General features: G+C 62.7%; 24 protein-coding genes and 1 pseudogene. 6 read left to right on the forward strand and 19 right to left on the reverse strand.

From position 1 onward, the window contains the following. The first annotated feature begins 50 nt into the window (after positions 1 to 50). The 3 genes and pseudogenes from ASF04_RS09520 to ASF04_RS26720 all read left to right on the forward strand — a co-directional run bounded on the left by ASF04_RS09520 (position 51) and on the right by ASF04_RS26720 (position 2,793). Positions 51 to 1,172: a cupin domain-containing protein gene (locus ASF04_RS09520; protein ID WP_056140475.1), complete on the forward strand. Its 1,122-nt coding sequence runs from the start codon at positions 51 to 53 to the stop codon at positions 1,170 to 1,172. A gap of 236 nt (positions 1,173 to 1,408) precedes the next feature. After that, positions 1,409 to 2,156 (forward strand): annotated as a pseudogene (locus ASF04_RS28695) (proline dehydrogenase family protein). Positions 2,157 to 2,538: 382 nt separating this feature from the next. Continuing rightward, positions 2,539 to 2,793 carry a hypothetical protein gene (locus ASF04_RS26720; RefSeq protein ID WP_071651632.1) on the forward strand — a complete coding sequence of 85 codons (255 nt, stop codon included), beginning with the start codon at positions 2,539 to 2,541 and terminating at the stop codon, positions 2,791 to 2,793. Positions 2,794 to 2,940: 147 nt separating this feature from the next. Here the strand turns inward: ASF04_RS26720 and bamC are convergent, their stop codons facing one another. The 8 genes from bamC to ASF04_RS09570 form a co-directional block, all read right to left on the reverse strand. Beyond that, positions 2,941 to 4,131, reverse strand: coding sequence for an outer membrane protein assembly factor BamC (gene bamC / locus ASF04_RS09535; RefSeq protein ID WP_056140481.1), 1,191 nt, complete (start codon positions 4,129 to 4,131; stop codon positions 2,941 to 2,943). A gap of 67 nt (positions 4,132 to 4,198) precedes the next feature. Beyond that, positions 4,199 to 5,074, reverse strand: a complete 876-nt coding sequence (gene dapA, locus ASF04_RS09540; protein ID WP_056140483.1) for a 4-hydroxy-tetrahydrodipicolinate synthase — start codon at positions 5,072 to 5,074, stop codon at positions 4,199 to 4,201. A 107-nt stretch (positions 5,075 to 5,181) separates the two neighbouring features. Further along, entirely contained in the window at positions 5,182 to 5,730 is a 549-nt protein-coding gene (locus tag ASF04_RS09545; protein ID WP_056140486.1) for a bifunctional 2-polyprenyl-6-hydroxyphenol methylase/3-demethylubiquinol 3-O-methyltransferase UbiG, read from the reverse strand. A 32-nt stretch (positions 5,731 to 5,762) separates the two neighbouring features. Then, the gene (locus ASF04_RS09550) at positions 5,763 to 6,437 is read right to left on the reverse strand and encodes a site-2 protease family protein (protein ID WP_056140489.1); all 675 of its coding nucleotides are present in this window, start codon (positions 6,435 to 6,437) and stop codon (positions 5,763 to 5,765) included. A 90-nt stretch (positions 6,438 to 6,527) separates the two neighbouring features. Then, a complete protein-coding gene (locus tag ASF04_RS09555; protein ID WP_056140492.1) occupies positions 6,528 to 7,151 on the reverse strand; it encodes an L-threonylcarbamoyladenylate synthase in 624 nt (207 codons plus the stop codon). Positions 7,152 to 7,174: 23 nt separating this feature from the next. After that, complete coding sequence (gene htpX, locus ASF04_RS09560; protein WP_019922727.1) at positions 7,175 to 8,053, reverse strand: protease HtpX; 879 nt, start codon at positions 8,051 to 8,053, stop codon at positions 7,175 to 7,177. Positions 8,054 to 8,153: 100 nt separating this feature from the next. Beyond that, on the reverse strand, positions 8,154 to 8,987 hold the full coding sequence (locus tag ASF04_RS09565; protein ID WP_056141904.1) for a 3',5'-nucleoside bisphosphate phosphatase: 834 nt from the start codon (positions 8,985 to 8,987) through the stop codon (positions 8,154 to 8,156). A gap of 71 nt (positions 8,988 to 9,058) precedes the next feature. Further along, positions 9,059 to 9,943: an alpha/beta fold hydrolase gene (locus ASF04_RS09570; protein WP_056140495.1), complete on the reverse strand. Its 885-nt coding sequence runs from the start codon at positions 9,941 to 9,943 to the stop codon at positions 9,059 to 9,061. A gap of 178 nt (positions 9,944 to 10,121) precedes the next feature. On the opposite strand from ASF04_RS09570, the gene hslO reads away from it, so the two are divergent. After that, a complete protein-coding gene (gene hslO, locus ASF04_RS09575) occupies positions 10,122 to 11,075 on the forward strand; it encodes an Hsp33 family molecular chaperone HslO (RefSeq protein WP_056140496.1) in 954 nt (317 codons plus the stop codon). A 16-nt stretch (positions 11,076 to 11,091) separates the two neighbouring features. Here the strand turns inward: hslO and ASF04_RS09580 are convergent, their stop codons facing one another. Further along, positions 11,092 to 12,081, reverse strand: a complete 990-nt coding sequence (locus ASF04_RS09580) for a bile acid:sodium symporter family protein (RefSeq protein WP_056140499.1) — start codon at positions 12,079 to 12,081, stop codon at positions 11,092 to 11,094. Between the two features lie 8 nt (positions 12,082 to 12,089). Beyond that, positions 12,090 to 12,410: a hypothetical protein gene (locus ASF04_RS09585; protein ID WP_056140504.1), complete on the reverse strand. Its 321-nt coding sequence runs from the start codon at positions 12,408 to 12,410 to the stop codon at positions 12,090 to 12,092. 174 nt (positions 12,411 to 12,584) lie between these two features. Between ASF04_RS09585 and ASF04_RS09590 the strand changes: the two genes are divergently transcribed. Then, entirely contained in the window at positions 12,585 to 14,984 is a 2,400-nt protein-coding gene (locus ASF04_RS09590; protein ID WP_056140507.1) for a TonB-dependent receptor, read from the forward strand. A 60-nt stretch (positions 14,985 to 15,044) separates the two neighbouring features. Continuing rightward, positions 15,045 to 16,256 (forward strand): glycerophosphodiester phosphodiesterase, encoded by a 1,212-nt coding sequence (locus ASF04_RS09595; protein ID WP_229204990.1) that lies wholly within the window; start codon positions 15,045 to 15,047, stop codon positions 16,254 to 16,256. A gap of 8 nt (positions 16,257 to 16,264) precedes the next feature. Here the strand turns inward: ASF04_RS09595 and ASF04_RS28700 are convergent, their stop codons facing one another. The 9 genes from ASF04_RS28700 to ftsB form a co-directional block, all read right to left on the reverse strand. Further along, the gene (locus ASF04_RS28700; RefSeq protein ID WP_082488670.1) at positions 16,265 to 16,570 is read right to left on the reverse strand and encodes a type II toxin-antitoxin system RelE/ParE family toxin; all 306 of its coding nucleotides are present in this window, start codon (positions 16,568 to 16,570) and stop codon (positions 16,265 to 16,267) included. Further along, positions 16,567 to 16,785, reverse strand: a complete 219-nt coding sequence (locus ASF04_RS09605; RefSeq protein ID WP_056140514.1) for a hypothetical protein — start codon at positions 16,783 to 16,785, stop codon at positions 16,567 to 16,569. The genes ASF04_RS28700 and ASF04_RS09605 overlap by 4 nt, the downstream gene beginning before the upstream one ends. 93 nt (positions 16,786 to 16,878) lie before the next feature. Then, entirely contained in the window at positions 16,879 to 18,057 is a 1,179-nt protein-coding gene (locus tag ASF04_RS09610) for a hemin-degrading factor (RefSeq protein ID WP_056140517.1), read from the reverse strand. 19 nt (positions 18,058 to 18,076) lie between these two features. Beyond that, a complete protein-coding gene (locus tag ASF04_RS09615) occupies positions 18,077 to 20,431 on the reverse strand; it encodes a TonB-dependent receptor domain-containing protein (RefSeq protein WP_229204991.1) in 2,355 nt (784 codons plus the stop codon). 165 nt (positions 20,432 to 20,596) lie between these two features. Continuing rightward, on the reverse strand, positions 20,597 to 21,127 hold the full coding sequence (locus tag ASF04_RS09620) for a gamma carbonic anhydrase family protein (protein ID WP_056140521.1): 531 nt from the start codon (positions 21,125 to 21,127) through the stop codon (positions 20,597 to 20,599). A gap of 17 nt (positions 21,128 to 21,144) precedes the next feature. Then, positions 21,145 to 21,762: a DUF1349 domain-containing protein gene (locus tag ASF04_RS09625; protein ID WP_056140524.1), complete on the reverse strand. Its 618-nt coding sequence runs from the start codon at positions 21,760 to 21,762 to the stop codon at positions 21,145 to 21,147. Between the two features lie 38 nt (positions 21,763 to 21,800). Next, a complete protein-coding gene (locus ASF04_RS09630; RefSeq protein WP_056140527.1) occupies positions 21,801 to 22,748 on the reverse strand; it encodes a L,D-transpeptidase in 948 nt (315 codons plus the stop codon). A gap of 172 nt (positions 22,749 to 22,920) precedes the next feature. Then, on the reverse strand, positions 22,921 to 23,766 hold the full coding sequence (locus ASF04_RS09635; protein WP_056140529.1) for a transporter substrate-binding domain-containing protein: 846 nt from the start codon (positions 23,764 to 23,766) through the stop codon (positions 22,921 to 22,923). A 2-nt stretch (positions 23,767 to 23,768) separates the two neighbouring features. Next, a complete protein-coding gene (gene ftsB, locus ASF04_RS09640; RefSeq protein WP_056140532.1) occupies positions 23,769 to 24,116 on the reverse strand; it encodes a cell division protein FtsB in 348 nt (115 codons plus the stop codon). Between the last annotated feature and the right edge of the window lie 21 nt (positions 24,117 to 24,137).

A 24,137-nucleotide genomic window follows, 5' to 3' on the forward strand; every position in this document is an offset into this window, starting at 1 on the left:
ATCGACCGGCCCGGGGTGAAGTTCAGGCCCCGGGCTGGTTATAATGGCGTATGCAAAAATTACCTCTCCTCGGCGATATCACGCCGGCGCAGTTCCTGCGCGACTACTGGCATAAGAAGCCCCTGCTGATCCGTAACGCCATCCCCGGCTTCAAGCCGCTGCTGACGCTGGACGCACTGGCCAAGCTTGCCTCCACCAACCATGCCGAATCGCGCCTGATCACGGCCGTCGACGGCCAGTGGGACATGCAGCACGGTCCCATCGAAACCCTGCCGGCGCGCACCGAGCGCGAATGGACCATGCTGGTCCAGGGCGTGAACCTGTTCGACGCCAAGGCCGACGCTTTGCTGCGCCAGTTCCGCTTCCTGCCCGACGCGCGCCTGGACGACCTGATGGTCAGCTTTGCCACCGATGGCGGCGGCGTCGGTCCCCACTTCGATTCGTACGACGTGTTCCTGCTGCAAGCCCAAGGCCAGCGCCGCTGGCGCATTGGCCCGCAAAAAGACCTGAGCCTGATCGAAGGCTTGCCCCTGAAGATACTGGCGAATTTCACGCCCGACGAAGAGTTCGTGCTCGAACCGGGCGACATGCTGTACCTGCCGCCCCACTACGCCCATGACGGCGTGGCCATCGGTGACTGCCAGACCTATTCGATCGGCTTCCGCTCGCCGTCGTACCAGGAGCTGGGCGAAGGCTTCCTGCAATTCATGGCCGACTCGATCGACCTGCCGGGCCGCTACGGCGATCCGGAACTGCAAGCGACCAACAAGCCGGCCGAAATTCCACGTGATATGCTGGACACCATCATCGAAGAGATGAACAAGGTGCGCTTCACCGAGGACGACATCACCATTTTCCTCGGCGAGTACATGTCCGAACCGAAGCACAACGTGTTCTTCACCGGGCCGGCGAAACCGCTCACGTTCGGCAAGTTCGGCGACGCGGTGGCGAAAAAAGGCCTGGTCCTGTCGCGCAAAACGCAGATGCTGTATCGCGGCAAAAACGTCTTCATCAACGGCGAATCGTTTGGCGTGGGCCGCGCCGACAAAGCCACCCTGGAGCTGCTGGCCAACCAGCGCGCCCTGACCGGGGAACAGTTTGCCGGCGCGTCCGACGACGTGCTCGAAGCGCTGTACACGTGGTACCAGGACGGCTGGGTGGAGCTCGGTTGATGTCGGCGCCGCCAACCTTCCCCGCCCAATGGCAACCGTTGGTGGACCAGGCCGCCAGCGCGCTGCGGGCACTGGCCCTCGATGAGCACGCCAAGGAAAAATTCTGCAACGACCCGCTGTTGCAGCCGCTGATGCACAAGGTGTCGCAGCGCTACGTGGCGGGCCAGACCGTGGCCCAGGCACTGGCGCGGGTCGAGACCATCATTGCCCGCGGCCATGCGGCCTCGGCCGAGTACATGGGCGAGAGCGTACGCGACGAGGCATTTGCCATGGCCGAGACCGAGGTCTTCATGGACCTGGTTGCCGGCATCGGCCAGCGCAACCTCAACTGCTCGATCTCGCTCGACCTCTCGCACGTGGGCTCGCTGGTGGACGTGGAACTTGGCTACCGTAACCTGCGCCGCATTGCGCTGGCCGCCGCCGAGATCAACCGCGAGGTGATGATCTCGATGGAAGGCGTGGACCGCGCCGACGACATCTATGCCGTGTACACGCGCCTGCACCAGCAGGACAGCTTGCACAACGTCGGCATCACGGTGCCGGCGCGGCGCCACCGCACGGCTGCCGACCTGCCGGCGATGATGAAGCTGCCGGGCCGCATCCGGCTGGTCAAGGGCGCCTACCTGGACCCCGACGAGCAGTCCTTGGCAGCGTAACAGCGCGGAGCTGGCAGCCGCGTACCGGGGCTTTGCGCGCGCGTTGCTGGCAAGCGGCCACAAGTGCTCTATCGCCACCCACGACCGCGCCATCCAGGAAGAACTGGTGGCGCTGATCCAGCAGGAACGCATCGATCCGCGCTGGTACGAATTCGAATCGCTGATCGGCCTCGGCACCGGGCAGATCGACGGCTTGAACGCACGCGGCTACCCCACCCGGGAATACGCGGTATTTGGCGCGGAGCACTTTTTATATGTACTCAATCGCATTGCCGAAGAGCCGATCCGGGTGTACCAGGCCGTCGTCGATGTGATGCAACCCGGTTAATAAGACGTGCCTATGTGTGTTGGCTACGAATTATTACAATTTGTCTTGGTTTAACGGCTAAATTGATCAGGAACCGGACCCGATTTTGGCCCGGTTCCGGGTAAAATGCGCATGTTCGAGCGAAAGCTGGTAACGTCACGATCCGGGCGTTTTGCGGATCGAAAACGTAATGTTGCGATATCGCAAAATAGTTCCCTGATAGGGATGTTGTCCTATTGCGACGCACTAAAAATCGCTATAATATTCGGTTAGGAAGTTTCCGTTGTCTGGCAGGCACCATTTCAGGTACGAAAAGCCTTCGAAGACGACCTAATGAGCGATAATTACCGGTAATTATTCATCGCAACACTGTGTTTAAATTTGAATTAACTAAGGAAAACAAATGAAAAAATCCCTGCTGATCGCTTCCCTGCTGGCCGTAGCTGCTCTGACCGCTTGCTCGAAAAAAGAAGAAGCTCCTGTTGCTCCAGCTCCAGTAGCTGCTCCAGAAGCCGCTCCAGTTGTGACCCCAGCTCCAGCTGACGCTGCTGCTCCAGCTGCTGCTGACGCTGCTGCTGCCGCTTCGCAAGCTGCTTCGGCCGCTGCTGACGCAGCTGCTGCTGCTTCGACCGCCGCTTCGGCTGCTGCTTCGAAGTAATTCGACAGCATTCTAAAAACCGGCCTTCGGGCCGGTTTTTTTTCGCCCGCGTTTTTATCGCGGCGCGATTATATAAGACGTAAAAAAACCGACGCCAGGCCGGTTTCTTTTTGCAGCGCAACATCGCGCTGCATGTTTGATGAACGATTATTTGAGCTGATCGTACAGCACGCCCATGATCTTGTCGCCGACCGGGGTCGCCACCGCCGCACCGGCATTGGTGAGCACGGTAACGGCGCTGGTATTGGCTTCGCCGGCCTTGACCTGGATGCGGTAGCGCTGGGCTTCCTTGTCCGCTTCCGACGACGAGCCCCAGCTGAACAGCTTGCTGAAGAAACCCTTGCTCTCGACCGTATCGTCGATGTAGCGCACGAAATAGGTGCCGGTGGTGCGGTCGCGGTCTTCCACGGTGAAGCCGGCGCGGTCCAGCGCCAGGCCCACGCGGCGCCAGGCGCGGTCGAAACCTTCATCGACCTGCACGTAGCGGTCGGCGCCGGTGCCGACCAGCGATGCGTGCTGAGGCTGTACCACGGCCGAATCGACGGCATTCTTGACGCTTGGCGCATCCTTCTTCTCGTCGGCATTGCCCAGGCGGGTCATCAGCTTGGCCAGGAATTCCGCTTCCAGTCCTGGATCGTTCGGACGCGAGGTCCAGATCGCGGTTTCCTTTTGCGCGCCTTGCAGCACTTCCTGCACGCCACGGTGGCTGATGTAGATTTCGCTGGCGCCGTCGGCGCGGCGTTCGATGCGGGTACGGAACTTGTCGCGCTCGCCGGTCGAATAGACCGAATCGAAGACCTTGCCAATGGTGTTACGAATAAAATCTTGCGGAATCTTGGCGCGGTTTTCGGTCCAGTCGGTTTCCATGATGCCGGCCGCCGGAACTTCCTGAGACAGCTTGAAGCCTGCATCTTCCCAGAACTGGGTCAGCTGCGGCCACAGTTGCTCGGGCGTCTGCTTGATCACCAGCCAGCGCTGATTACCATCGCGTTCGACCTTGATATCGTTGATCGAGGTAGGCACCACGGTGCCAACCGCCGGCTGACCAGGCACCACGGCAGTGCCATCGGCCACCGCAGCGGCCGAGCGCGCGGCGTTGTAGCCGGAAGCGGTGGCCACGCCGTTGGTGGAATCGGGCTGGGCGTAGCGACTGTCTTTTTGCAGTTGCGTCAGATCGGGCGGCACGTCGAGCGGAACGGCCTTCTTGGCACCCTTGTAATCGACCTTGTCGTTGCCGATGACCGAATTGATCATGCCGCAACCGGTGAGGCTGGCCATCAAGGCACCCGTCACCAGGGCGCGCTGCGAAGTAATAAAAGCTGTCTTGCGAATAGTCATGTATTTATATGCAGCAAAAGTTAATCCCAGCGATTCGGGACGGGATGCTTTTTTTGAACCAGGGTAATTACAGGACGCCGGCCTCAACCAGGGCCGCGCGGACAGCGGCGTGGCAATCGTCGGCCAGCGGCACCAGCGGCAGGCGGATACCGGCTGGCATCTTGCCCATCTCGGCCAGGGCCCACTTGACCGGCACCGGATTCGGTTCGATGAACAGCTTCTGGTGCAGCGGGAACATCAGGTTGTTCAGTGGCACGGCCTTGGCAACGTCGCCGGCAATGGCGGCCGCGCACATCTCGGCCATGGCTTTTGGCATGACGTTGGCGGTGACCGAGATATTACCGGCGCCGCCGGCAAGCATCAGCGCCATGGCGGTGGGGTCGTCGCCGGAATAGACCGCGAAGTCGCTTGGCGCCAGGCGCAGCAGGTCGAAACCGCGCGCGATATTGCCGGTGGCATCCTTGACGCCCACGATGTTGGGGATCTTGGCCAGGCGCAGGATGGTGTCGTTGCTCATATCGGCCACGGTACGGCCCGGCACGTTGTACAGGATCACCGGCAAGTCCACCGCCTCGGCAATCGCCTTGAAGTGCTGGTACATGCCCTCTTGCGTAGGACGGTTGTAGTAAGGGACCACTTGCAGGGTGGCGTCTGCGCCGGCTTCCTTGGCAAAGCGCGAGAGCTTGATCGCTTCGGCGGTGGAGTTGCCACCCGCGCCAGCGATGATCGGGATGCGGCCCTTGGCATGCGCAACCGTCGCCTTGATCAGCGCGCAGTGTTCTTCCACGCTGACGGTGGCCGATTCGCCGGTGGTGCCGGCGATGACGATGCTGTTCGTACCTTCGGCAATGTGCCAGTCGATCAGCTTGTTCAAACCCTCGAAGTCCAGACTACCGTCTGCGTGCATCGGGGTGACGATTGCTACTATGCTGCCCTTGATCATAGGAAATAACTGCATAAAGTATTAAAACAACGATTGTAGACGATGACTCGGAACTATGGTGCTTTTCACGGCGATTACAAACATAAATTCGAGTGAACGTTCAGGTCTCAGAATGGCGGTAACAGGGCTGCAGACCGCGGAAACTCGGGCTTGACGGCGCAGATGCGCTGCACCATGGCCTGCTTGGGCGTCTGCGTGACGCCATCCTCGAAAGCCACCACGCGCAGGCCGTGTTCGGCTGCCAGCGCCAGCAATTCGCCCGCTTGCAGCAGGAAATCGGGATTCGACGGCTTGCCGAACTGAGCATTGCCGTCGGCAAAGGTTTCGTAGATCAGCACGCCGTTCGGCGCCAGGCTGCCCAGCATGTCCGCCAGCAGCGGACGGTGCAGGTAGTTGGTGACCACGATGCCGGCAAAACGCTCCGGGCCGAAAGGCCAGACCGCGCCCGCCTCTTCCAGGTCGATCGGCGTGATGGTGATGCCGGGACCAGCGGCCTCGACCAGCACCTCGGGATTGCCGTCCAGCGCCAGCACGGCATGGCCCAGGGTAACCATGTGGCGCGAATGGCGGCCTTTGCCGCAAGCGAGGTCCAGCACTTCGCCGCCGGGGACCAGCGGTGCGTAGCGTTGTACCCAGGAAGAAATGTTATCGCTCATGATGTGTTTACAGGTTGGACTTCAGATCGGACTCAACGCAGGATGGCGACCAGGGGCGACACCATGACCTTGAACATTTGCTGCACAAAAAGGATGCCTTCCATCAGCGGACCGGTCAGCAGGCCGAACTGCAGCATCACGATCAGCGCGATAAACACGACCACACCATACCGCTCGATCTTGGCGTAGTGATACGCGTAAGGCATGGGCAGGATGCCAGTGACGATGCGACCACCGTCGAGGGGCGGCAAGGGAATCAGGTTGAACACGCACATGGCCGCATTGACCAGCACGCCGGCCTCGGCCATCTTAACAAAGAAATCGGCGCGGTCCTGGCCCAATCCGAGCATGAGCACCACCCACAGCACGGTCCAGCCAAAGCCCATGGCGAAGTTGGCCCCCGGACCGGCGGCGGCAACGAAGGCCATTTGTTTCTTGGGATTGCGCAGGCGTTCGTAATCGACCGGCACCGGTTTGGCATAACCGAGCGGTGGCAGCCCTATCACGGCAAGCAGCAGCGGCAGCAGGATGGTGCCGAACGGGTGGATGTGGCGCGCGGGATTCAAGCTCAGGCGCCCCAGGTCGGCTGCCGTGGAATCGCCGAAGTAACGCGCTACATAGCCATGCGCGGCTTCGTGGAGGGAGATCGCAAAAAGGACCGGGATGGCGTAGACCGTGGCGGTCTGGATGATACTGTCAATGTCCATGGGGCATGATTCTACCAGAGGCGGCATGAGGAATCGGTGCGCCGGCCGGGACCGGCGCGCGGTGAAGCTTACAGCCCAGGAAGGAAGCGATCAGATGCCGAACACGGAAGCATCGCCCCGGCCCTGGCGTACCAGCTCGGCTTCGGCGCCGGTCAGATCGATCACGGTGGTCGGCTCCATGCTGCAGGCGCCGCCGTCGATCACCAGTTCCAGTTGCTTGCCAAGGCGTTCGCAAATGGTGTCGGCATCGTTGAGCGCCTCGGTTTCGCCCGGCATGATCAGGGTGGTGCCAAGCAGAGGCTGGCCCAGCTCGGCCAGCAAGGCGTTGATGATGGCGTCTTCCGGCACGCGCAGGCCGATGGTCTTGCGCGACGGATGGCTCAAGCGGCGCGGCACCACTTTTGTCGCTTCAAGAATAAAAGTGAATGGCCCCGGCGTCGCTGCCTTGAGCAGGCGGAACTGGCGATTATCGACGCGGGCGTACACGCCCAGCTCGCTCAAATCGCGGCACAGCAGGGTCAGGTGGTGCTTCTCGTCGATGCCGCGCAGGCGGCGCAGCCGCTCCACGGCCCCCTTGTCGTCCAGGTGGCATACCAGCGCATAGCAGGAATCGGTCGGCACGGCGACAATGCCGCCGCCGTGGATGATTTGCGCGGCCTGCTTGATCAGGCGGATCTGCGGATTGTCGGGATGGATCTGGAAAAATTGGCTCATGACGTCGGCTTATTCCTTCTTGCTCACGCGCGCAGGTTTTGCAGCGCGGCAATGCGTTGTTCGAAGGGCGGGTGGGTGGAGAACAGCGCGCTCCAGCCACGGCCACTGGTAATACCGGCCGCTGCGATCGATTGCGGCAGCGCGCCGGGCGGCACGCCGTTCAGGCGCGCCAGTGCGTGCTGCATCGGCATGGTGCTGCCCAGCAGCTTGGCCGAGCCGGCGTCGGCGCGGAATTCGCGCTGGCGCGAGAACCACGCCACGATCAGCGAAGCGGCCAAACCAAAAATCAGTTCGCAGACGAACACGGTGGCCATGTAGCCGATGCCCACGCCCTGGCGGTCGGTGTTTTTCAGCAGCACCTTGTCGACAAAGAAGCCGACGATACGCGCCAGGAACACCACGAAGGTGTTGACCACGCCCTGGATCAGGGTCATGGTGACCATGTCACCGTTGGCGATGTGGGCCACCTCGTGACCGAGCACGGCTTCCACTTCCTGCTGGTTCATGCTCTCGAGCAGGCCGGTGGAGACGGCAACCAGCGCCGAATTTTTAAACGCGCCGGTGGCAAACGCGTTCGGTTCGCCCTGGTACACGGCCACTTCCGGCATGCCGATGCCGGCGCGCTCGGACAGCTGGCGCACGGTATTGACCAGCCACAGTTCGGTGGAGTTGGACGGATTGTCGATTACGCGCGCGCCGGTGGACCACTTGGCCATCGGCTTGCTGATCAGCAGCGAGAAGATCGCGCCAGTAAAGCCCACCACCAGCGAAAACGCCAGCAAGCTGCCCAGTTCCAGCGTGTTGCCGGCACCGGGACGGCCGATGCCCAGCAGCGACAGGACGATGGACAGCACCAGCATCACGGCGAGGTTGGTGGCGATAAAGAGGACGATGCGTTTCATAAGGTATTTCTCCGTGCGGACAAGATTGCCCAGATCATAAGGTATGACCGGGGTATCGCAAAATCAAGAGGCGAGCTGAATCGCGGTCGAAGCCGCCCGGTCAGAACCAGTCGTGCCAGACGGGGGTGACATTGCCCGGCAAAGGCGGCAGCGCGGCGAAATCGACGCGCGACTCGCCCGGCGCATGAAAATCCGACCCGCGCGAGGCCAGGAAGCCGTAATAATTGGCCAGTTGCGCATACTCGGGATACTGGTCCGGCGTATGGCTGCCCGTCACCACTTCGATGGCGGCGCCACCGAGCTGCTTGAACTCGTCGAACAGCTGGCCCTGGGCCAGCTGGCTGAAGCGGTAGCGGCCCGGGTGGGCGATCACCGCCACGCCACCGGCAGCGCGTATCCAGCCGACGGTGTCGGCCAGCGTGCCCCACGAATGCGGCACATAGCCGGGCCGGCCTTCCGACAGATACTTGCGGAATACTTCGGGAATGTTGGCGCAAGCACCAATCTCGACCAGATAGCGGGCGAAATGGGTGCGCGACATCAGATCCGGGTTGCCGACGAATTTTAAAGCGCCCTCGTAGGCGCCGTCGATGCCGGCCAGTTCAAGCTGGCGCGAGATTTCGCGGGCCCGGTGGTCGCGTCCGGCGCGCGTGCGCGCCAGGCCGGCGGTCAGCTCGGGATGGTGCTCGTCGATGTTCAGGCCGACGATGTGCACGGTTTCCCTGGCCCAGGTGATCGAGATTTCCACGCCGGTGATGAACCGCATGCCCTGCTCTTCTGCCGCCACGCGCGCGGCGGCAATACCGCCCACTTCGTCGTGATCGGTCAGCGCCCACACGTCCACGCCGGCCTGGCGCGCGTACGCAGCCACGGCCTGCGGCGTCATGACGCCGTCGGAAACGTTGGAGTGGCAGTGCAGATCGACTTTGAGCATGATTTTTTGGGCGACGTAGAAGCATTCATTGTACGCTGCCTGCGGCTTTTCCACGCAAGCTGGCGTGCTGATCAGTCCTTGAGAAAATCCTCGATCAGGCGCGCCAGCGCCACCGGCTGATCGTGGTGCAACATGTGGCCGGCGCCGACGATGGTTTCGCGGCGCAGCTTGCGCAAATGGCCCAGGCGACGGTCGAGCTCCACGCGTCCTTTCGGTTGCGATCCGAGCCAGTCCCACATATTGGTCTGGTCGGCCTCCACCCACAGCACCGGCGCGGTAATCGCGTCCCAGCACGCCAGGATGTCTTCCACGTGGTACGGCAAGGGACCGGCCTGCTTGTGGATGGGGTCGCCGAGGATTTCCCACTGGCCCACGTCGTTTTGCGCCGACCAGTGCTGCGCCAGGAAGGCGGCGCGTTCGTCCGACAGGCGCGGATTGGTCTTTTGCAGGCGTGCTGCCACGGCAGACTGGGTGGGATAGCTGCGCAGCGCCGATTTTTCCAGCAAACCGTCGAGCCACTGGGCATAGCGGCCCGGGGTTTGCTCCGGACGCGGCGCGCGCAAGCCCGCCCCTTCCAGGTTGATCAGCTTGCGGACGCGTTCGGGACGAGCGCCCGCATACAGGCCCACCACGTTGCCGCCCATGCTGTGACCGAGCAGGTTGACCGCCTGGCCCGGCGCATAATGGCGCAGGATGGCGTCGAGATCGGCCAGGTAGTCGGGGAACCAGTAGGTGTCGGCGCCGCTGCGCTCGGACAAACCAAAGCCGCGCCAGTCGGGCGCGATCACGTGCCAGTCGCCCTGCAAGGCATCGACCACGAACTGGAACGAGGCGCCCACGTCCATCCAGCCATGCATCATGAAGATTTTTGGCGCGCCCTCGTTGCCCCAGTGGCGCACGTGGCAGCGCAGGCCACGTATGGTCAGAAATTCGGAGCGCGATGGCGTGAGGGTCATGGTGTGTGCCTTGAAATTAGCGGCCCCGGCGCAATATCGGATGATTGCTGGCCGCAGACATTGTTGGAACCAAAATAATAGCACGACCGTTCGTTGCACGTGCTGGCCCCGTGCACGCGTAAAATAGCGGGTTATCGTGGCCACGCTTTCACGCCGCCAAAACAGATTGGATACTAATATGAGCATTACCCTGTCCCAGGACACCCTGCAGAAATTCATTTTCGACAACGCTGCCGTGCGCGGCCAGTTCATCGACATCTCGGCCACGTGGCGCGAGGTACTGGCGCGCCACGCCTACCCGACGCCGGTCAAAAAGCTGCTGGGCCAGATGGTGAGCGCGGCGGCGCTGCTGTCCGCCAACCTCAAGTTCAACGGTTCGATCATCATGCAAATCCATGGTGACGGTCCGGTGCGCCTGCTGGTGGTCGAGTGCGACTCCGACCTGCGCCTGCGCGCCACCGCCAAGCTGGCGCCCGACGCGGTGATCGCCGACGACGCCTCGCTGGCGTCGCTGCTCAACGCCACCGGCAACGGCCGCTTCATCATCACGCTCGACCCGGCCGACAAGGTGCCGGGCCAGCAGCCGTACCAGGGCATCGTACCGCTGGACGGCGAGGACGTGGCGACCATCATCGAAAACTACATGTTGCGCTCGGAACAGCTCGACACCAAGCTGTGGCTGGCCACCGACGACACCACCTCGCGCGGCCTGCTGCTGCAAAAATTGCCGGACCACGGTGGCAAGGCCGGTGTCGCGCCGCTGTCGGCCGACGAAGCGCTGGAAACCTGGAACCGCGCGGTCATGCTCGGCGGCACGCTGAAGGAACAGGAAATGCTGGAGACCACGGTGGACGTGCTGATGCAGCGCCTGTTCTGGGAAGAAACTATCCGCGTGTTCGACCCCCTCACGCCGTCATTCCACTGCAATTGCACCCGCGAAAAAGTGGGCAATATGCTCAAGATGCTGGGCCAGGAGGAAATCGACAGTGTCGTGGCCGAGCAAGGCCACGTGGGCGTCAACTGCGACTTCTGCGGCCAGCACTACGACTACGACAAGGTGGACGTGGCCCAGCTGTTTGCCACCGATGCGCCGGTGGAAGCGTTGCTGCCACCGGGCGAAGCCAAGCACTAAGCCGAAGAAGTCAGCATCAAGTCAGCTCGGCCTGCTTTTCTTGCTCGGCCGAGCTGGCGTAACGTTGCGCCAGCACCGCGCACACCATCAACTGCAACTGGTGGAACAGCATCAAGGGCAGCACCACCGCTCCCAGCGTGCCCCCGGCAAACAGCACCTTGGCCATCGGCACGCCGCTGGCCAAACTCTTCTTCGAACCACAGAACACGATTGCAATCTGGTCTTCGCGGCTGAAGCCCAGCTTGCGGCTCAACCTGGCAGCGGTGAACATCACCAGCGCCAGCAATATCACGTCGATCAGCAGCAGCCCGGCCAGCGAACGGCCCGACACCTGGTGCCACAAGCCCTGCCCCACCGCCTCGCTGAATGCCGTGTACACCACCAGCAGGATCGAACCCTGGTCCACCAGCCGGGTCATCGCCTTGTTGCGCTCGACCCAGGCGCCGATCCAGCGCCGCGCCACCTGGCCGGCAATGAACGGCAGCAGCAACTGGGTGGCGATCTGGCCGAACGATTCGAGCGACGAACCGCCCTGCATCTGCGCACTGGTCAACAGGCCAACCAGCAGCGGCGTAATGAAAATCCCCAACAGATTCGAGGCCGACGCGCTGCAAATGGCGGCCGGCACATTGCCGCGCGCGGCCGCCGTAAACGCGATCGACGACTGCACCGTCGATGGCAGCATGCACAGGAACAATATCCCCAGGTAGAGGTCGGGCGTAACCAGCGGCTCGAGCAGCGGGCGCAAACCAAGGCCCAGGAGCGGAAACAAGGCGAACGTAAACAGCAGCACCAGCAGGTGCAGGCGCCAGTGCGTGATGCCGGCAATCACCGCCTCGCGCGAGAGCTTGGCGCCGTGCAGGAAAAACAGCAGGCACACGGCGGCGTGGGTGACATTGTCAAAGACCACGGCGGCCTGGCCGGTACAGGGAAAGAGGCTGGCAGCGGCGACCGTGACGATCATGGCCAGCGTGAAGTTATCGGGGAGGTATTTCGGTCGAGCCATTGAGTGAACTATCTAGAACATTTGATTGCAAGGATGTCGATGCCGCCCAGCATGCGGACCGACGCGGCGCTGCGCACCAGGTCCACCCGCTCCTGGCACTCGCCGCGCACCAGGCTGTGCTGGGTGCGGGTGCACGCCGTCAGCGTGCCGGCGCTGCTGCTCTGGCAGTCGAACTGCTCGGCGCGCATGCGCACCAGCGCTTCGTCCAGGGTCATGCCCGGCTGGATCGTGGACGTGACGAAGTTACCGAGCTTGCCCTGGTTGACGGTGTAGCAGCCACCGAGGGACAAGGCCAGCGCCAGGGCAGCAAGGACGACAGGGATGCGCATGGTGTGATTCCTGGTTATTTCCATCGGGCACAGTGTACCAGCCCCGGGATTTTTGCGGTCATGCTGCCGTCACCGAGCAGTCACTGAGCAGTCACCGAGCGGTCATCACGCGGTCACATGCGAAACCTATCATGCGCCACGTTGCGATTCACTTAATCTGGCTACAAGGTAAACATGAACAAGAAATTATCCGTAATGCGCTCGGCATGCTTCATCGCTTTGAGTCTCCCGATGCTGGCCATGGCTGCCAATATTGCCGCCGCTGTTGCCGAGATGGCCGAGGCCCCTGCCGCAGCCGAGGCCGATGCTGCCACCGTGGGCGCCGCTGGCGCGCCAATCGCCACCGTGGAAATCTCGACCCGCAAGACGCGCTCCTCGGTGGAAATGAGCAAGAGCGACATGCAGAAAATCCTGCCAGGCATCAACCCGCTGAAAGCCCTGCAAACCCTGCCGGGCGTGAGCTTCCAGACCGCCGACCCGTGGGGCAACAACGAACAAAACCTGTCGCTGTTCATCCACGGCTTCTCCGGCCAGCAACTTGGCTACACCATGGACGGCGTGCCGCTTGGTGACCAGCAATACGGCAACTACAACGGCCTGTCGCCACAGCGCGCCGTGATCAGTGAAAACGTCGGCAGCGTGATCCTGTCGTCGGGCGCCGGCGACCTGGCCACCGCGTCCACCAGCAACCTCGGCGGCACCATCGAGACCTTCTCGAGCGATCCCACGCCAACCCGCAACCTGGCCGTGCAGCAAACCGTGGGCAGCCACACCACCTCGCGCACGTTTGTCCGTTACGATACCGGCGCGTTTGGCGACGGCAGCAGCGCCTACATCTCGGCCCTGCACCACGAACAAAAGGCGTGGGACTTCGATGCGCGCCAGGGCGGCGACCAGTTCAACGCCAAGTACGTGAACCAGGGCAGCCTGGGCAAGCTGACCCTGTTCCTCAACTACTCGGACAAGATCGAACCGAACGAAGACAGCACCGTGCGCTCGGCTAGCGAAAAGTACCAGCCGTACACGCGCCCGTTCATGTACCCGAATTTCCAGGAAGCGGTGAATTACCTGTCGCCCACCGGCGCCACGCCGACGGCCGAAGGCAATAACTACCGCAACTACTACAGCGATGCCCAGCGCACCGACTACCTGACCTACGCCAAGTTCGACATGAACGTCAGCGACAACACCACCTGGTCGAACCAGGTGTACTACCACAACGACGACGGCGTGGGCGTGGTAGCGGGTCCGATCGGCGTGGCCGGTTTGCCGGGCCTGTTCTCGGTGTATTTCCCGGGCCAGAATCTGAAGCAGGTGTTCGGCAACTCCGGTTACGCCACCCGCACCACCGAATACAAGATCAACCGCGCCGGCTGGCTGTCCACCGTGCGCAGCGAGATCGGCAACCACAAGCTGCAAGCGGGCATCTGGTTCGAGCGCAACCGTTCGGAAGCGTACCGTCGCTGGTATGCGCTCGACGTCAACAACCCGAGCTCGCCATACGACCGCCCGAGCAATCCGCTGATCACCCAGTACGGCAGCGAGATCGACAACAAGGTCGTGCAGTTGCACCTGCAGGACGAATGGCGCGTACGCGACGACATCGCGCTGCAGGCCGGCTTCAAATCGAGCCTGCAGTTTGCCGATGGCCAGTTCCCGGTGCAGCCCAAATTGGGCGCGATTGCCAACGGTTCCACGGCCCTGCCGGTCGGCAAGATCGAAACCAAGAAATGGTTCCTGCCGCAACTGGGCGCGCGCTGGGACATCACGCCGCACGACCAGGCGTTCTTCAATGTGCAGAAAAACATGCGCCAGTTCGTTACCTACGGCGGTGGCGGCGCGTCGCCGTGGAGCCTGGCCAGCCAGGCCGCGTTCGACCTGTTCCGCGACACGGCCAAGCCGGAAACTTCGGTCACGTATGAAGCGGGCCTGCGTACCAGCCGCCAGCTGAACTGGGGCTCGATCTCGGCCTTCGATGGCCAGGTCAATATCTACCACGTCAACTTCAAGGACCGCCTGCTGACCATCAGCCCGACGCCGGTGATCTCGTCCATCATCGGCGGCAACCCGGTGCTGGCCAACGTGGGCAGCGTCAAGACCGACGGCATCGACCTGTCGGGCACGCTGCACTTCGGCCGTGGCTTCTCGTTCTACAACGCGCTGTCGTACAACCGCGCCGAGTACCAGGACAACTACAGCAACGGCAGCGCCATCGTGCCGACCGCCGGCAAGACCATTCCCGGCAGCCCGGAGTGGATGAACAAGTTCGTTGCCACCGCCACCGTGGCCGACACCGAGCTCCAGCTGATCGGCGACTACGTGGGCAAGCGCTACGCCACCTACACCAACGACCTGGCGGTGAAGAGCTATTTCCTGATGAGCCTGGGCGTGTCGGGCAAGCTGCCCTTCCTGAACAGCAACTGGATCAAGAACGCGCGCTACCGTGTCAACATCAGCAACCTGGCCGACAAAAAGGGTGACCTCAACGTTGTAGTGGGTGCGGCCAGCGGCACGTACAATACGTTTCCGATCGCACCACGCCAGGGCTTCCTGACGTTGATGGCAGACTTCTGATTTTTTACCATGCCGCTGCCGGGAGGCTTGACCCGGCGCGGTTTATCGAGACAGACTCCGATGACCAAACCAATTTTTGCATCACCGCTGCCGGGCAGCTTGTCACGGCGCGGTTTTATTCAGACAGCCGCCGCAGTTGCCACGATCACCGGCGCGTCGCTGTTGCTGCCTGCTTCGGTGCTGGCGGCAACGCCGGCTGCTGGTGTTGACCAGTCCGGCATGCCGGGCATTGCGCCGCTGGGGGCTGGCGGCATCGCCGGTGGCAAACGTCCATTGGTATTCGGCCACCGCGGCGCCAGCGCGCTGCGTCCCGAACACACGCTGGCCGCGTACGCCAAGGCCATCGTCGATGGCGCCGATTACGTGGAACCGGACCTGTGCAGCACCAAGGATGGCGTGCTGGTCGCACGCCACGAAGCCTACCTGAGCGAGACCACCGACGTGGCCAGCCACAAGCAATTCGCCAGCCGCAAAACGCGCAAGACCATCGACGGCGAAGCGCACGACGGCTGGTTCGTTGACGACTTCACGCTGGCAGAACTCAAAACCCTGCGCGCCGTCGAGCGCATTCCGCAGTTCCGTCCCGGCAGCGCCGAGTACAACGGCATGTTCCAGGTGGTGACGTTCGAGGAAATCATCGACTTCGTCGCGGCCGAAGCGGCCGCGCACGGGCGCATCATCGGCATCGTGCCAGAACTCAAGCACTCGACCTATTTCGCCAGCGTCGGCTTGCCGCTGGAAGACCGCTTCCTGTCCATCATCGCCGCGCACGATTACACGCGCCGCAACCCGGTGCAAATCCAGTCGTTCGAAGTAGCCAACCTGAAATACCTGCGCAGCAAACTGGGCACCCGCGCCAACCTGCGCCTGATGCAACTGGTGGTCGGCGAAGACGTGCGGCCGATGGACGTGGCAGCAGCCGGCGGCAAGCTGACCTTCGCGCAGATGTGTACCCCGGCCGGCCTGCGCGACATCGCTCAGTATGCCGACGTGGTAGCGCCCCCGACCCGTTCGATCATCCCGCTGAAAAAAGACGGCAGCCTGGCAGCACCGTCGTCAATGGTTGAAGACGCCCACAAGGCCGGCCTGCGTATCGAACCGTGGACCTTCCGCCCGGAAAACCGCTTCCTGGCCGCCGACTTCCGCAACGGCGCCGACACCGCCCGCAACGAAGCCGGCTCGATCGCCGAAATGAAACGCTACATTGCCACCGGCATCGACGGCTTCTTCACCGACGACCCCGCCCTCGGCCGCGCTGCGCTCGCGGGCTGACCGTTGTTTCAGATGCCTGGTTTGCTGTGGCGACTGGTGTGCCACAGCGCCAGGATCTCGACGCGATTGCCGGCGATTCGGTAGTACAGATGGTGGTGGATTTTAGCGAGATGGACGCGCCGGACATTTGCCAGTCTGGCGTTTTTCGCGATAGCGCCAACCTTGGGCAACATGGACAAGAGTGTGAATGCGCGTTCGAGTTCGAGCTGAACGGCATCCGGTGCGGCAAGGCGGTGCTGCTGCCACCAGGAGGCTAACTGCCGTATCTCGGCAGCCGCACGATGGGTAACGCTGATGGAATATGGCGCATTCAAGGGCCACGCAAACTGGCAAGCAGTTCTGCGCCCGAAATCACTTTACCGCGCTCAGCTTCCTGGATCGAAAGCATCAAGGCAGCTTCTTCTTCGTCGCTCAGCTCGAACGGTTCATCGGCCTCATGCGCGAATACCGATACGACGGTCCCCTCATCGAACGGCGCACCGTCGACGACTACCTGGCCAGCCACGATTTTTCCGGTAATGAGCTTCATGTCAAAAATAATAGCACTGGTGGCGCGGATGTCAAAGTCTCACCCAATTCATCCGCGCCGTGCTGCTGGTGCTCTGTTGCCTGCGCTGAACTCTTAGCGGCTGGCCTGGCGCGCGGTGTCGGCGCGTGGCAGTGCTGCGGCCAAGTCGATCCATGGCTGCGGTGCTGGCTTGTTGCGCTCACGGACGGCAAAGAAGCTCACCACCTGGTCGCTGTTTTGATCGAAGAATTCCACCGACGTCACCCCTGCCCGCTTGACCACCCAACCGCTGGCAAACGCGCTGTCGCGCAGGTGCAGGTTGAATTCGGGATCGAGCACGTTGAAGTAACCGTCCGCTTCCGCCACCTTGTTCACGGTGCCGCTGTAGATCTGGATAGTGGCGCCGTTACCGAGGAAGGTCATGAACTTGATCTGGTTCCTGGCCGCGCCTTCGAGCAGCGTGCGCACTGCTTGCGGCGTGATGCGCTCGGCTGCGCCCGGTGGCGCCAGGCGCATCGCCTGTTCGCGCGAGACGCCAAACTCGGTCAGCAAACGGTTGAACTGGTGGACGTCGTTGATCTCGTTCCACGCCAGCTGGAATTCCTTGACGTCGATTTCGCTGTCCGGCTTCTCTCTGGCCTTGATTGGCGCGGCCGCTACGTTCAGATCCGGGCCCTGGTTGGCGTTGCGGAAGTCGGTCACCAGTTTATCGAACACCGGTGCGCCGGCGTCGCTGCGCACGTAGAGCTTGTGCACGGCGTTGCCGCTGGCGTCAAAAAATTGCAAGCTGCGCGCCACCACGCCATCCTTGCCCGGCTGGGCGACAGCAAACGCGTACTTCCATTTATCGAACCAGAAGCGCAGGTCGATCTCGCCGCCCAGGTAGCCGCCGGCGATGTTACGCATGCGAACTGCGCGCTCTTTTTCCTTGTCTTCGTCCAGGGTCTGCACGTCCTCATCCGGTTTCAGCCGGGTGGCAACGCCGGTGCGTTCGATCACGCCGTTTTCATTGCGCGTCAACGCCATGACCTTGCCCAGGTCGAGGGCGCGGCGCATGATCTCGCGCGGCGCGGTGCCGTCGTCCTGCAAGCGGGTGACGGTCTTGCCCAGTCCTGTTGCCAGCAAGTCCGCTTCGGAGACGCCAAGTTGCCTGGCGGCGTCGCGCGCAGGCAAGCGCGGCTGTTCGGCACGCAGCTTGTCCCACTGTTCGACGAGGTTGGCGGCGCTGCCGTTTACCGAAGTCAGCAGCAAGGCGCTGGCCAGCGCCAGTGCGTATCGATGATGGTGTTTCATGGGTGGCTCCGTTAAAAGATTAGTAAATGACCTTCAGGGTGAATGCGTAATTGCGGCCGGGACGCGCCATGCGTTCGATATCGTCGCGCGTGGCCACGGTCGTACCGCCCGGCAAGCCGCGCGCGGAGGCGAAGTCCCAGTACTTCTTGTCGCCGAGGTTGTAGGCGCCGGCGCTCAGTTCGACGTGCTTGCTGATGTTCCAGTAGGCGGTAAAGTCCATCACGCCGTAGCCGGGCGTGAGGAACCGTTCGGCGGTCACGCCACCGATGACGTCGTTGCCGGCGCGCTGGCTGCGCACGCCACTGACGATGAACGCCGCGCCGCCGCGCTTGGCCGGATCGTCCCAGGCGAAGGTCGCGTTGGCCTTGTACGGCTGCACCGAGACCAGAGCGCCCTTCTGCCCCGTCAACTGGTTCTCCGCATTGCCGCGCGACAGGCCGGCAGCCAGGTTGACGCTATAGCCCTTCATGCCTTGCAGCCATTGGCCCAAGTGGAAGTTGCTGGAGAATTCGCCGCCCCAGATGCGCGCCTTGCCGATGTTCTCGGGACGGAACAACCCGAAGGTGATGGTCGGGAAATTGACCGGATCGGCCGGCTGCGTGGCGTACTCGATGAAGTTGTTATAACGGGTATAAAACATCGACGCGCTGAACTCCACGCCCGGCGTGGCCGTGCCTTTCAGGCCCAGCTCGAAGGCGTTGCTGGTTTCCTTTTGCAGGTTGGCGTTGCCCAGCACCGCGTAACCGACGCCGGCGCCGGTGTAGCTGAACGAATCGTAAGTTCCGGTGCGCTCGGCCGAACTCGGCAAGCGGGTGCCGCGAGAATACTGGGCGTAGGTAGTCAACGTGGGCGTCAGTTCCACCGACAGGTTCAGGCTCGGCGTGAAGTACGAGTCGCTTTCCTCCTTGACTTCACTGGCGGCATTGGGAATGGCGATCGCGTAGTTCTGCAAATTCTTCGGCGTCAGCTTGCGATGTTCGGCGCGCAGGCCTGGCGTCAAGGTGGCCTGGTGGCCGGCCAGCGGGAAACCGAACTCGCCGCGCACATAAGCGGCGACCTTGTCGGTATCCATGTCGGCCATGCGATTCTTGCGGGTAATCTGGTGCGCACCGGTGCGCACCACGGTGCGGTCTTCATACCACGGGCGGCGCGACTCCTGGGTTTCATAGTTGGCACCGTAGAACAGCGACGATGCCGTGCCCAGTTTCTTGCTGGCCTCGATGACCAGTCCACGGCTGTCGTTGTAGTAGCCGGTCTCGATAAAGCGCAAGTAAGGCTGGCCGCCGCTCACGTAGGCGGCGTTGGTCTGATCCACCACCGACGCATCCTGCTTGTACACGTGGGTTTTCAGGCTGTCGAACAGAGCCAGACCGGCGTCGGTCCAGTTGTGCTCGATGCTGTAGCGGTTGCGCTTGGTGGTCGAATCCTGGATCGCGCCTTGCGGATACAGGGCGCCCGTCTTGTTGTTGTAGACGCGGTGATGGTCGGCCTTGTAGCTGTCGATGGTAAAGCCGAGCTTGTGGCCAGGCGCCACTTGCCAGTTCAGCTTGGCAAGGATGGCATTGCTTTCCCAGTCATCGGGATTGACCGGCACACTGCTCTTGCTATCGAGTTCATCGCCCTGGCGGTGCACGCCCACGACCAGCGCCTTGAGGCTGGGGCTGATCTCGGTGGCAGCCGTGAATGCATGCATGCGCGCGTTCTGCTCGCCCGAGTAGCCGAACTTGTATTCGCCGTACACCTTGCGCGTGCCATCAAGATACTGCTCCGGCGACTTGGTCACGAACGATACCGAGCCGCCCAGGCCCGGCGTGCCGCTGCCGGCCGGGCTGGCGCCCGATCCGATGCTCACGTAGTGGAACGTCTCGGGATCGAAATAATCACGGCCGATGCCGAAGGCATTCATGGTGTTGCCGTCCGGCTTGGGCGCAGCGTCAGGCAAGGAGATGCCGTCGAGCTCCATGCTCACGCGGTTGCCTTCCACGCCCCGGATATTGAAGCCTGTATTGCCGGCGCCGTCCCACACGTTACCGCTGCCGCTGGCCGCACCAGGCACGCTGATCAGCGGCGAGTAGCGGGCGATATTGGCCATGTCCACCGCGTTGTTGCGCTCGATCTGCTCGGCGCCGATCACGGTGGTGGTGCCCTTGCGGGTGGAGGCCGGATCGTCGCGCTTGGCCTGGACCACGATTTCGCCCAGCGCCGGTGCACCTGCCGCAGCGGCCACGGCAGCGACTTGCGCCTCCTGTGCACGCGCCGGCAGCAGCGCCACGCCAAGCAAGGTCAACAAAGCAGATTGCACAGCCACGCGCATCAGGCGCGGACGCGGGAATTGAACAGCAGCGGCGGATTGCCGGGCAGGAGTAGCAGCCATAAAGTATCCAGAGAGAGTATGTGAACGGCTGGCTCTCGGGGGGTTACGATTGCTGGCAAAGAATCATATTAACAATAATGATTCTCATTTACAAGCAATAGTTGGTGCTTGTTGGTCACTATTGTTTTTCTACAACTCTCCTGCGGCGTACTTTTGCGCGGTCCGCTACCCCGCCAGATAATTGTTCTTCACCCGCACATAATGCTCGGCCGAATACTTGAGGTAGGCGATCTCCTCCGCGCTCAGCGCCCGCGCCTTCACGGCCGGGCGGCCGATGTACAGGTGGCCGCTTTCCAGCACCTTGCCGGGCGAGACCAGGCTGCCGGCGCCGACCATTACCTGGTCTTGCACCACCACGTCGTCCATGATGATCGAGCCCATGCCGATCAGGCATTCGTTACCGATGGTGCAGCCGTGCAGGATTACCGAGTGGCCGATGGTGACGTAGTTGCCGATGGTCAGCGGCGAGCCGTCGGGTTTCGATGCGCTCTTGTGCGAGACATGGCCCATGGCAAAGTCTTGCACATTGCTGCACTCGCCGATGACGATACGGTTGACGTCGCCGCGCAGCACGGTGTTGCACCATACCGAGCTGTCGCGGCCGATCTGGACGTCGCCGATCACTTGCGCCGATTCGTGGACGTAGATGTCTTCACCGAGCACGGGGCTGGTACCGAGGTAGGATGTCAATGGCATAAGGGCTTTCAGTAAAGTTAAAGACGGCCGGGAACAAACGACAGGAACGCGAACTCGGCCTGGTAGCCGGCCGCCTTCGGACTGCACGCGTACAGGCCGCAGGCCACGCTGGCGGCAGCGCCGCGTTCGGCCAGGTGGGCGATGCGGATCTGGGTCCAGGTTTCGCCATCGAACGATGACTCGACGATGCAGTCCGCGGCCTCGGCGCGGATGCGGAACCACACGGTGTCGATGTGCTTGGGCAGCGGCTGGGTGGACCAGTCCGAGTAATGGCCGTTGGTGACCACGGCGCCCAGGCGGTTATCGCCGTCCGGCTCGAACTCCACCGACGTCTTGAGCCAGCAACCATCGGACAACCGTACCATCAGGCCGGCCTGGTCGTACTGATGCACTGGCTTCGACGTGACCCGGGTGGTGAGCACGAAGTCGCCGTACGCTGGCAGATGGAGGAAGTGGCCGTTATCCACCTGGAAACCATAGTGCGTGCGCTGCCAGAAGTCGGTATTGGCATCGGGGGCGATGCGCAGACAGCGGGCGGCGGCGTCAATGCGCCAGTTGGCCGGCTCGCAGTGCCATTGCAAGCGGCTGTCGAGCCCGGCGTTATCAAAAATCAGGTCCAGCGCGGTATCGGTCATGCAGCATCCTCGTCAGGGAAAACGCCAGTGTAACCCGGTCAAGCCTGTAACAACACCGTCGCGCCGCGCGCGATCGCTTTCACTACTTTCATCACGTCCCAGTTGGTCAGGCGGATGCAGCCGTGCGACTGGGTCTTGCCGATATTGGCCGGCTCGGGTGTGCCATGGATGCCGTAGTGATCCTTGCTCAGGTCGATCCAGGCCACGCCCACCGGGTTGTTGGGGCCGGGGGCGATGCGCGCCTTGACGTCGCCCGGCTTGGCGTCCCAGAACAGCTTGGGGTTGTAACGGTAGTCGGGATTGACGGCAATGCCCAGCACGGTCCAGCGCCCCTCCGGCAACGGGTCGTGCTTGCTGCCGGTACTGGCCGGGAACTGGGCGATCGGCATGCCGCCAGCGTCCAGCAAGGTCAAGGTGCCCTCGATGGCATCGACCAGGATGGTGGCGGCCTTGGGCAACGGCGGTGCGTTGACGACATTGGGCACCAGCAGTTGCTCGCCGGCGCGTTTGAACGTCTTGCCGGGATTGAGCTTGCGCAGGAGCGCCGGGCTGCTGTGGAATTTTTCACCGAGCGCTTCGAGCAGGTTCGCGTATCCGAGCCGGGCCAGCTTGGCCTTGTCGCCCATGGCGGCGGGCACTGGCGCATACGGTCCGGCGATGTCTTCGGCGGTGAGCGTGTAGACGTCGAGCGTGGGCGCCTGGTCGGCCTTGAGTGCGGCCCAGGTGGCGTCGTCGAGCTTGCCGGTTACGGGCAACTGGCGCAGCTTCTGGAAACCGGTGACAGCGCGGCGCAAGTTGCTGCCCACCGTGCCGTCGATTTCGCCGGACGAAAAATGGGCGCGGTCAAGCAGCACCTGGGCGCGCAAAATATTGTTGACGACAGGTGGCGCGATAGTGGGACTCGCAGCAGCGTTGGCAGAGACAGCGGTGGCAGCGCCGGCATGGAAGGCAACCGACAGGAGCAGTGCAGGAATCAGGAATTTCAAATCGAACTCGGTGCTTGAAGCGGACCCGTATTGTAGCCGCTGGTCGCTATGCGGGCAGGTCCGTTACACCAGTAGCGCGCCGAGACAGGCTCCAGAGCAAGGCGCAGCGACGAAGACAGTACGCCAGTACGGCGAGGAGCTGTAACGCCGTTATGGAGGCTGGTCAGGCGTTCTAATCCTGCTTGCGGTATTTTTCCAGGGTATAGCCGAGCCGGCTGCGATTGACGTCGAGCCAGGTCCACAGCGCTTCAACCTGCGGGCGGTGCGCGCGGTAGTAGGACTCGTTGAACGCCAGCCATACGCGCGTGCTGATCAGCGGCTGTGGCAGTTGCACGATGGCGCCCTTGTAGCGGTCCAGCATGAGCTTGAGGTGCTTGGGCACCACGGCTGCCGCCACCACGCCATCGACGCGGCCAAGCCGCAGTTTTTCGATATTGCGCTCGAGATCGCGGCCGCCGTCATCGATGTTCAGGCCGGCCTCGCGCAGACGCGCAGTATAGCTTTGCCCGAGCGCCACGCCCAGCACCTTGCCTTTGAAGTACTGCATCGGATCGGTGGCTGCGGGCAGCTTGTCCCTGGCGCGCACCAGCACCACCAGGGTGTTGTGCATGGCGCGGTCAAGGTCGATGTTGCCCTTATTGTCGCGCGGCAGCGCGATGCCGGCCGGATAAGCAGGCATTTCACCGAGCGGCGACATGTCGATGTCGCCATTGGCCAGCGCCACGCGCAGGCGCGCCGGCGGCAACCGTACCAGCGTGGGCGCACAGCCGAAGCCGGCGGCCTGGGCGGCGTCGCGCATCAGGTCCACGCCGGCGCCAGGCGGCTCAGGCACCTGCTCGCCCTCGCCCATCCAGTACGGCGGGCGGTGCTGGTCGATGTAGCCGATGCGCAGGGGAATGCAGGTGTCAACAGCGCTGGCGGGGGCAACGGCCGCAACAACAGCGGCAGCGGCAAACACCGGGCCGGACATCGCGCCCAGTGCGAGCATCGTCCACAGCATGATGGCGCGCCAGAGCATGGTCAATGGGCCGGCGCGGGACGGGCAGGAGCATCGGCCGACGGCGGCGCCGCCAGCGGCACGTTCGGCACGGAATGGCCCTTGCCGACGATTTGCACGAAAATCTCGTTTTCCTTGATCATGCTGAGCTCGTAACGGGCGCGTTCTTCGACGGCGCCGGTGCCGTCCTTGAGGTCGCGCACTTCGGAATCGAGCTTGGCATTGCGGGCCAGGAGCTCCGCATTTTTCTTGTGGGCCGCATCGACTTGCGCCTCGAAATCGGCCACGCGCAGCCAGCCGCCCTTGCCCAGCCAGAGCGGGTACTGTATCAACAGCAGCAGGACTGCCAGGCCTAGTGTAATCAGACGCATGGAATAGGGAGTATAAAAAAG

Origin of the sequence: Duganella sp. Leaf61 (assembly GCF_001421905.1) — a bacterium.
In the GTDB taxonomy this organism is placed as follows: domain Bacteria; phylum Pseudomonadota; class Gammaproteobacteria; order Burkholderiales; family Burkholderiaceae_D; genus Rugamonas; species Rugamonas zoogloeoides.

Excerpts from the sequence above, each read along its gene's own strand:
- ASF04_RS09520 (WP_056140475.1), top strand. The coding sequence starts at position 51 with ATGCAAAAATTACCTCTCCTCGGCGATATCACGCCGGCGCAGTTCCTG.
- ASF04_RS26720 (WP_071651632.1), top strand. The coding sequence starts at position 2,539 with ATGAAAAAATCCCTGCTGATCGCTTCCCTGCTGGCCGTAGCTGCTCTG.
- bamC (WP_056140481.1), bottom strand. The coding sequence starts at position 4,131 with ATGACTATTCGCAAGACAGCTTTTATTACTTCGCAGCGCGCCCTGGTG.
- dapA (WP_056140483.1), bottom strand. The coding sequence starts at position 5,074 with ATGATCAAGGGCAGCATAGTAGCAATCGTCACCCCGATGCACGCAGAC.
- ASF04_RS09545 (WP_056140486.1), bottom strand. The coding sequence starts at position 5,730 with ATGAGCGATAACATTTCTTCCTGGGTACAACGCTACGCACCGCTGGTC.
- ASF04_RS09550 (WP_056140489.1), bottom strand. The coding sequence starts at position 6,437 with ATGGACATTGACAGTATCATCCAGACCGCCACGGTCTACGCCATCCCG.
- ASF04_RS09555 (WP_056140492.1), bottom strand. The coding sequence starts at position 7,151 with ATGAGCCAATTTTTCCAGATCCATCCCGACAATCCGCAGATCCGCCTG.
- htpX (WP_019922727.1), bottom strand. The coding sequence starts at position 8,053 with ATGAAACGCATCGTCCTCTTTATCGCCACCAACCTCGCCGTGATGCTG.
- ASF04_RS09565 (WP_056141904.1), bottom strand. The coding sequence starts at position 8,987 with ATGCTCAAAGTCGATCTGCACTGCCACTCCAACGTTTCCGACGGCGTC.
- ASF04_RS09570 (WP_056140495.1), bottom strand. The coding sequence starts at position 9,943 with ATGACCCTCACGCCATCGCGCTCCGAATTTCTGACCATACGTGGCCTG.
- hslO (WP_056140496.1), top strand. The coding sequence starts at position 10,122 with ATGAGCATTACCCTGTCCCAGGACACCCTGCAGAAATTCATTTTCGAC.
- ASF04_RS09580 (WP_056140499.1), bottom strand. The coding sequence starts at position 12,081 with ATGGCTCGACCGAAATACCTCCCCGATAACTTCACGCTGGCCATGATC.
- ASF04_RS09585 (WP_056140504.1), bottom strand. The coding sequence starts at position 12,410 with ATGCGCATCCCTGTCGTCCTTGCTGCCCTGGCGCTGGCCTTGTCCCTC.
- ASF04_RS09590 (WP_056140507.1), top strand. The coding sequence starts at position 12,585 with ATGAACAAGAAATTATCCGTAATGCGCTCGGCATGCTTCATCGCTTTG.
- ASF04_RS09595 (WP_229204990.1), top strand. The coding sequence starts at position 15,045 with ATGACCAAACCAATTTTTGCATCACCGCTGCCGGGCAGCTTGTCACGG.
- ASF04_RS09605 (WP_056140514.1), bottom strand. The coding sequence starts at position 16,785 with ATGAAGCTCATTACCGGAAAAATCGTGGCTGGCCAGGTAGTCGTCGAC.
- ASF04_RS09610 (WP_056140517.1), bottom strand. The coding sequence starts at position 18,057 with ATGAAACACCATCATCGATACGCACTGGCGCTGGCCAGCGCCTTGCTG.
- ASF04_RS09615 (WP_229204991.1), bottom strand. The coding sequence starts at position 20,431 with ATGGCTGCTACTCCTGCCCGGCAATCCGCCGCTGCTGTTCAATTCCCG.
- ASF04_RS09620 (WP_056140521.1), bottom strand. The coding sequence starts at position 21,127 with ATGCCATTGACATCCTACCTCGGTACCAGCCCCGTGCTCGGTGAAGAC.
- ASF04_RS09625 (WP_056140524.1), bottom strand. The coding sequence starts at position 21,762 with ATGACCGATACCGCGCTGGACCTGATTTTTGATAACGCCGGGCTCGAC.
- ASF04_RS09635 (WP_056140529.1), bottom strand. The coding sequence starts at position 23,766 with ATGCTCTGGCGCGCCATCATGCTGTGGACGATGCTCGCACTGGGCGCG.
- ftsB (WP_056140532.1), bottom strand. The coding sequence starts at position 24,116 with ATGCGTCTGATTACACTAGGCCTGGCAGTCCTGCTGCTGTTGATACAG.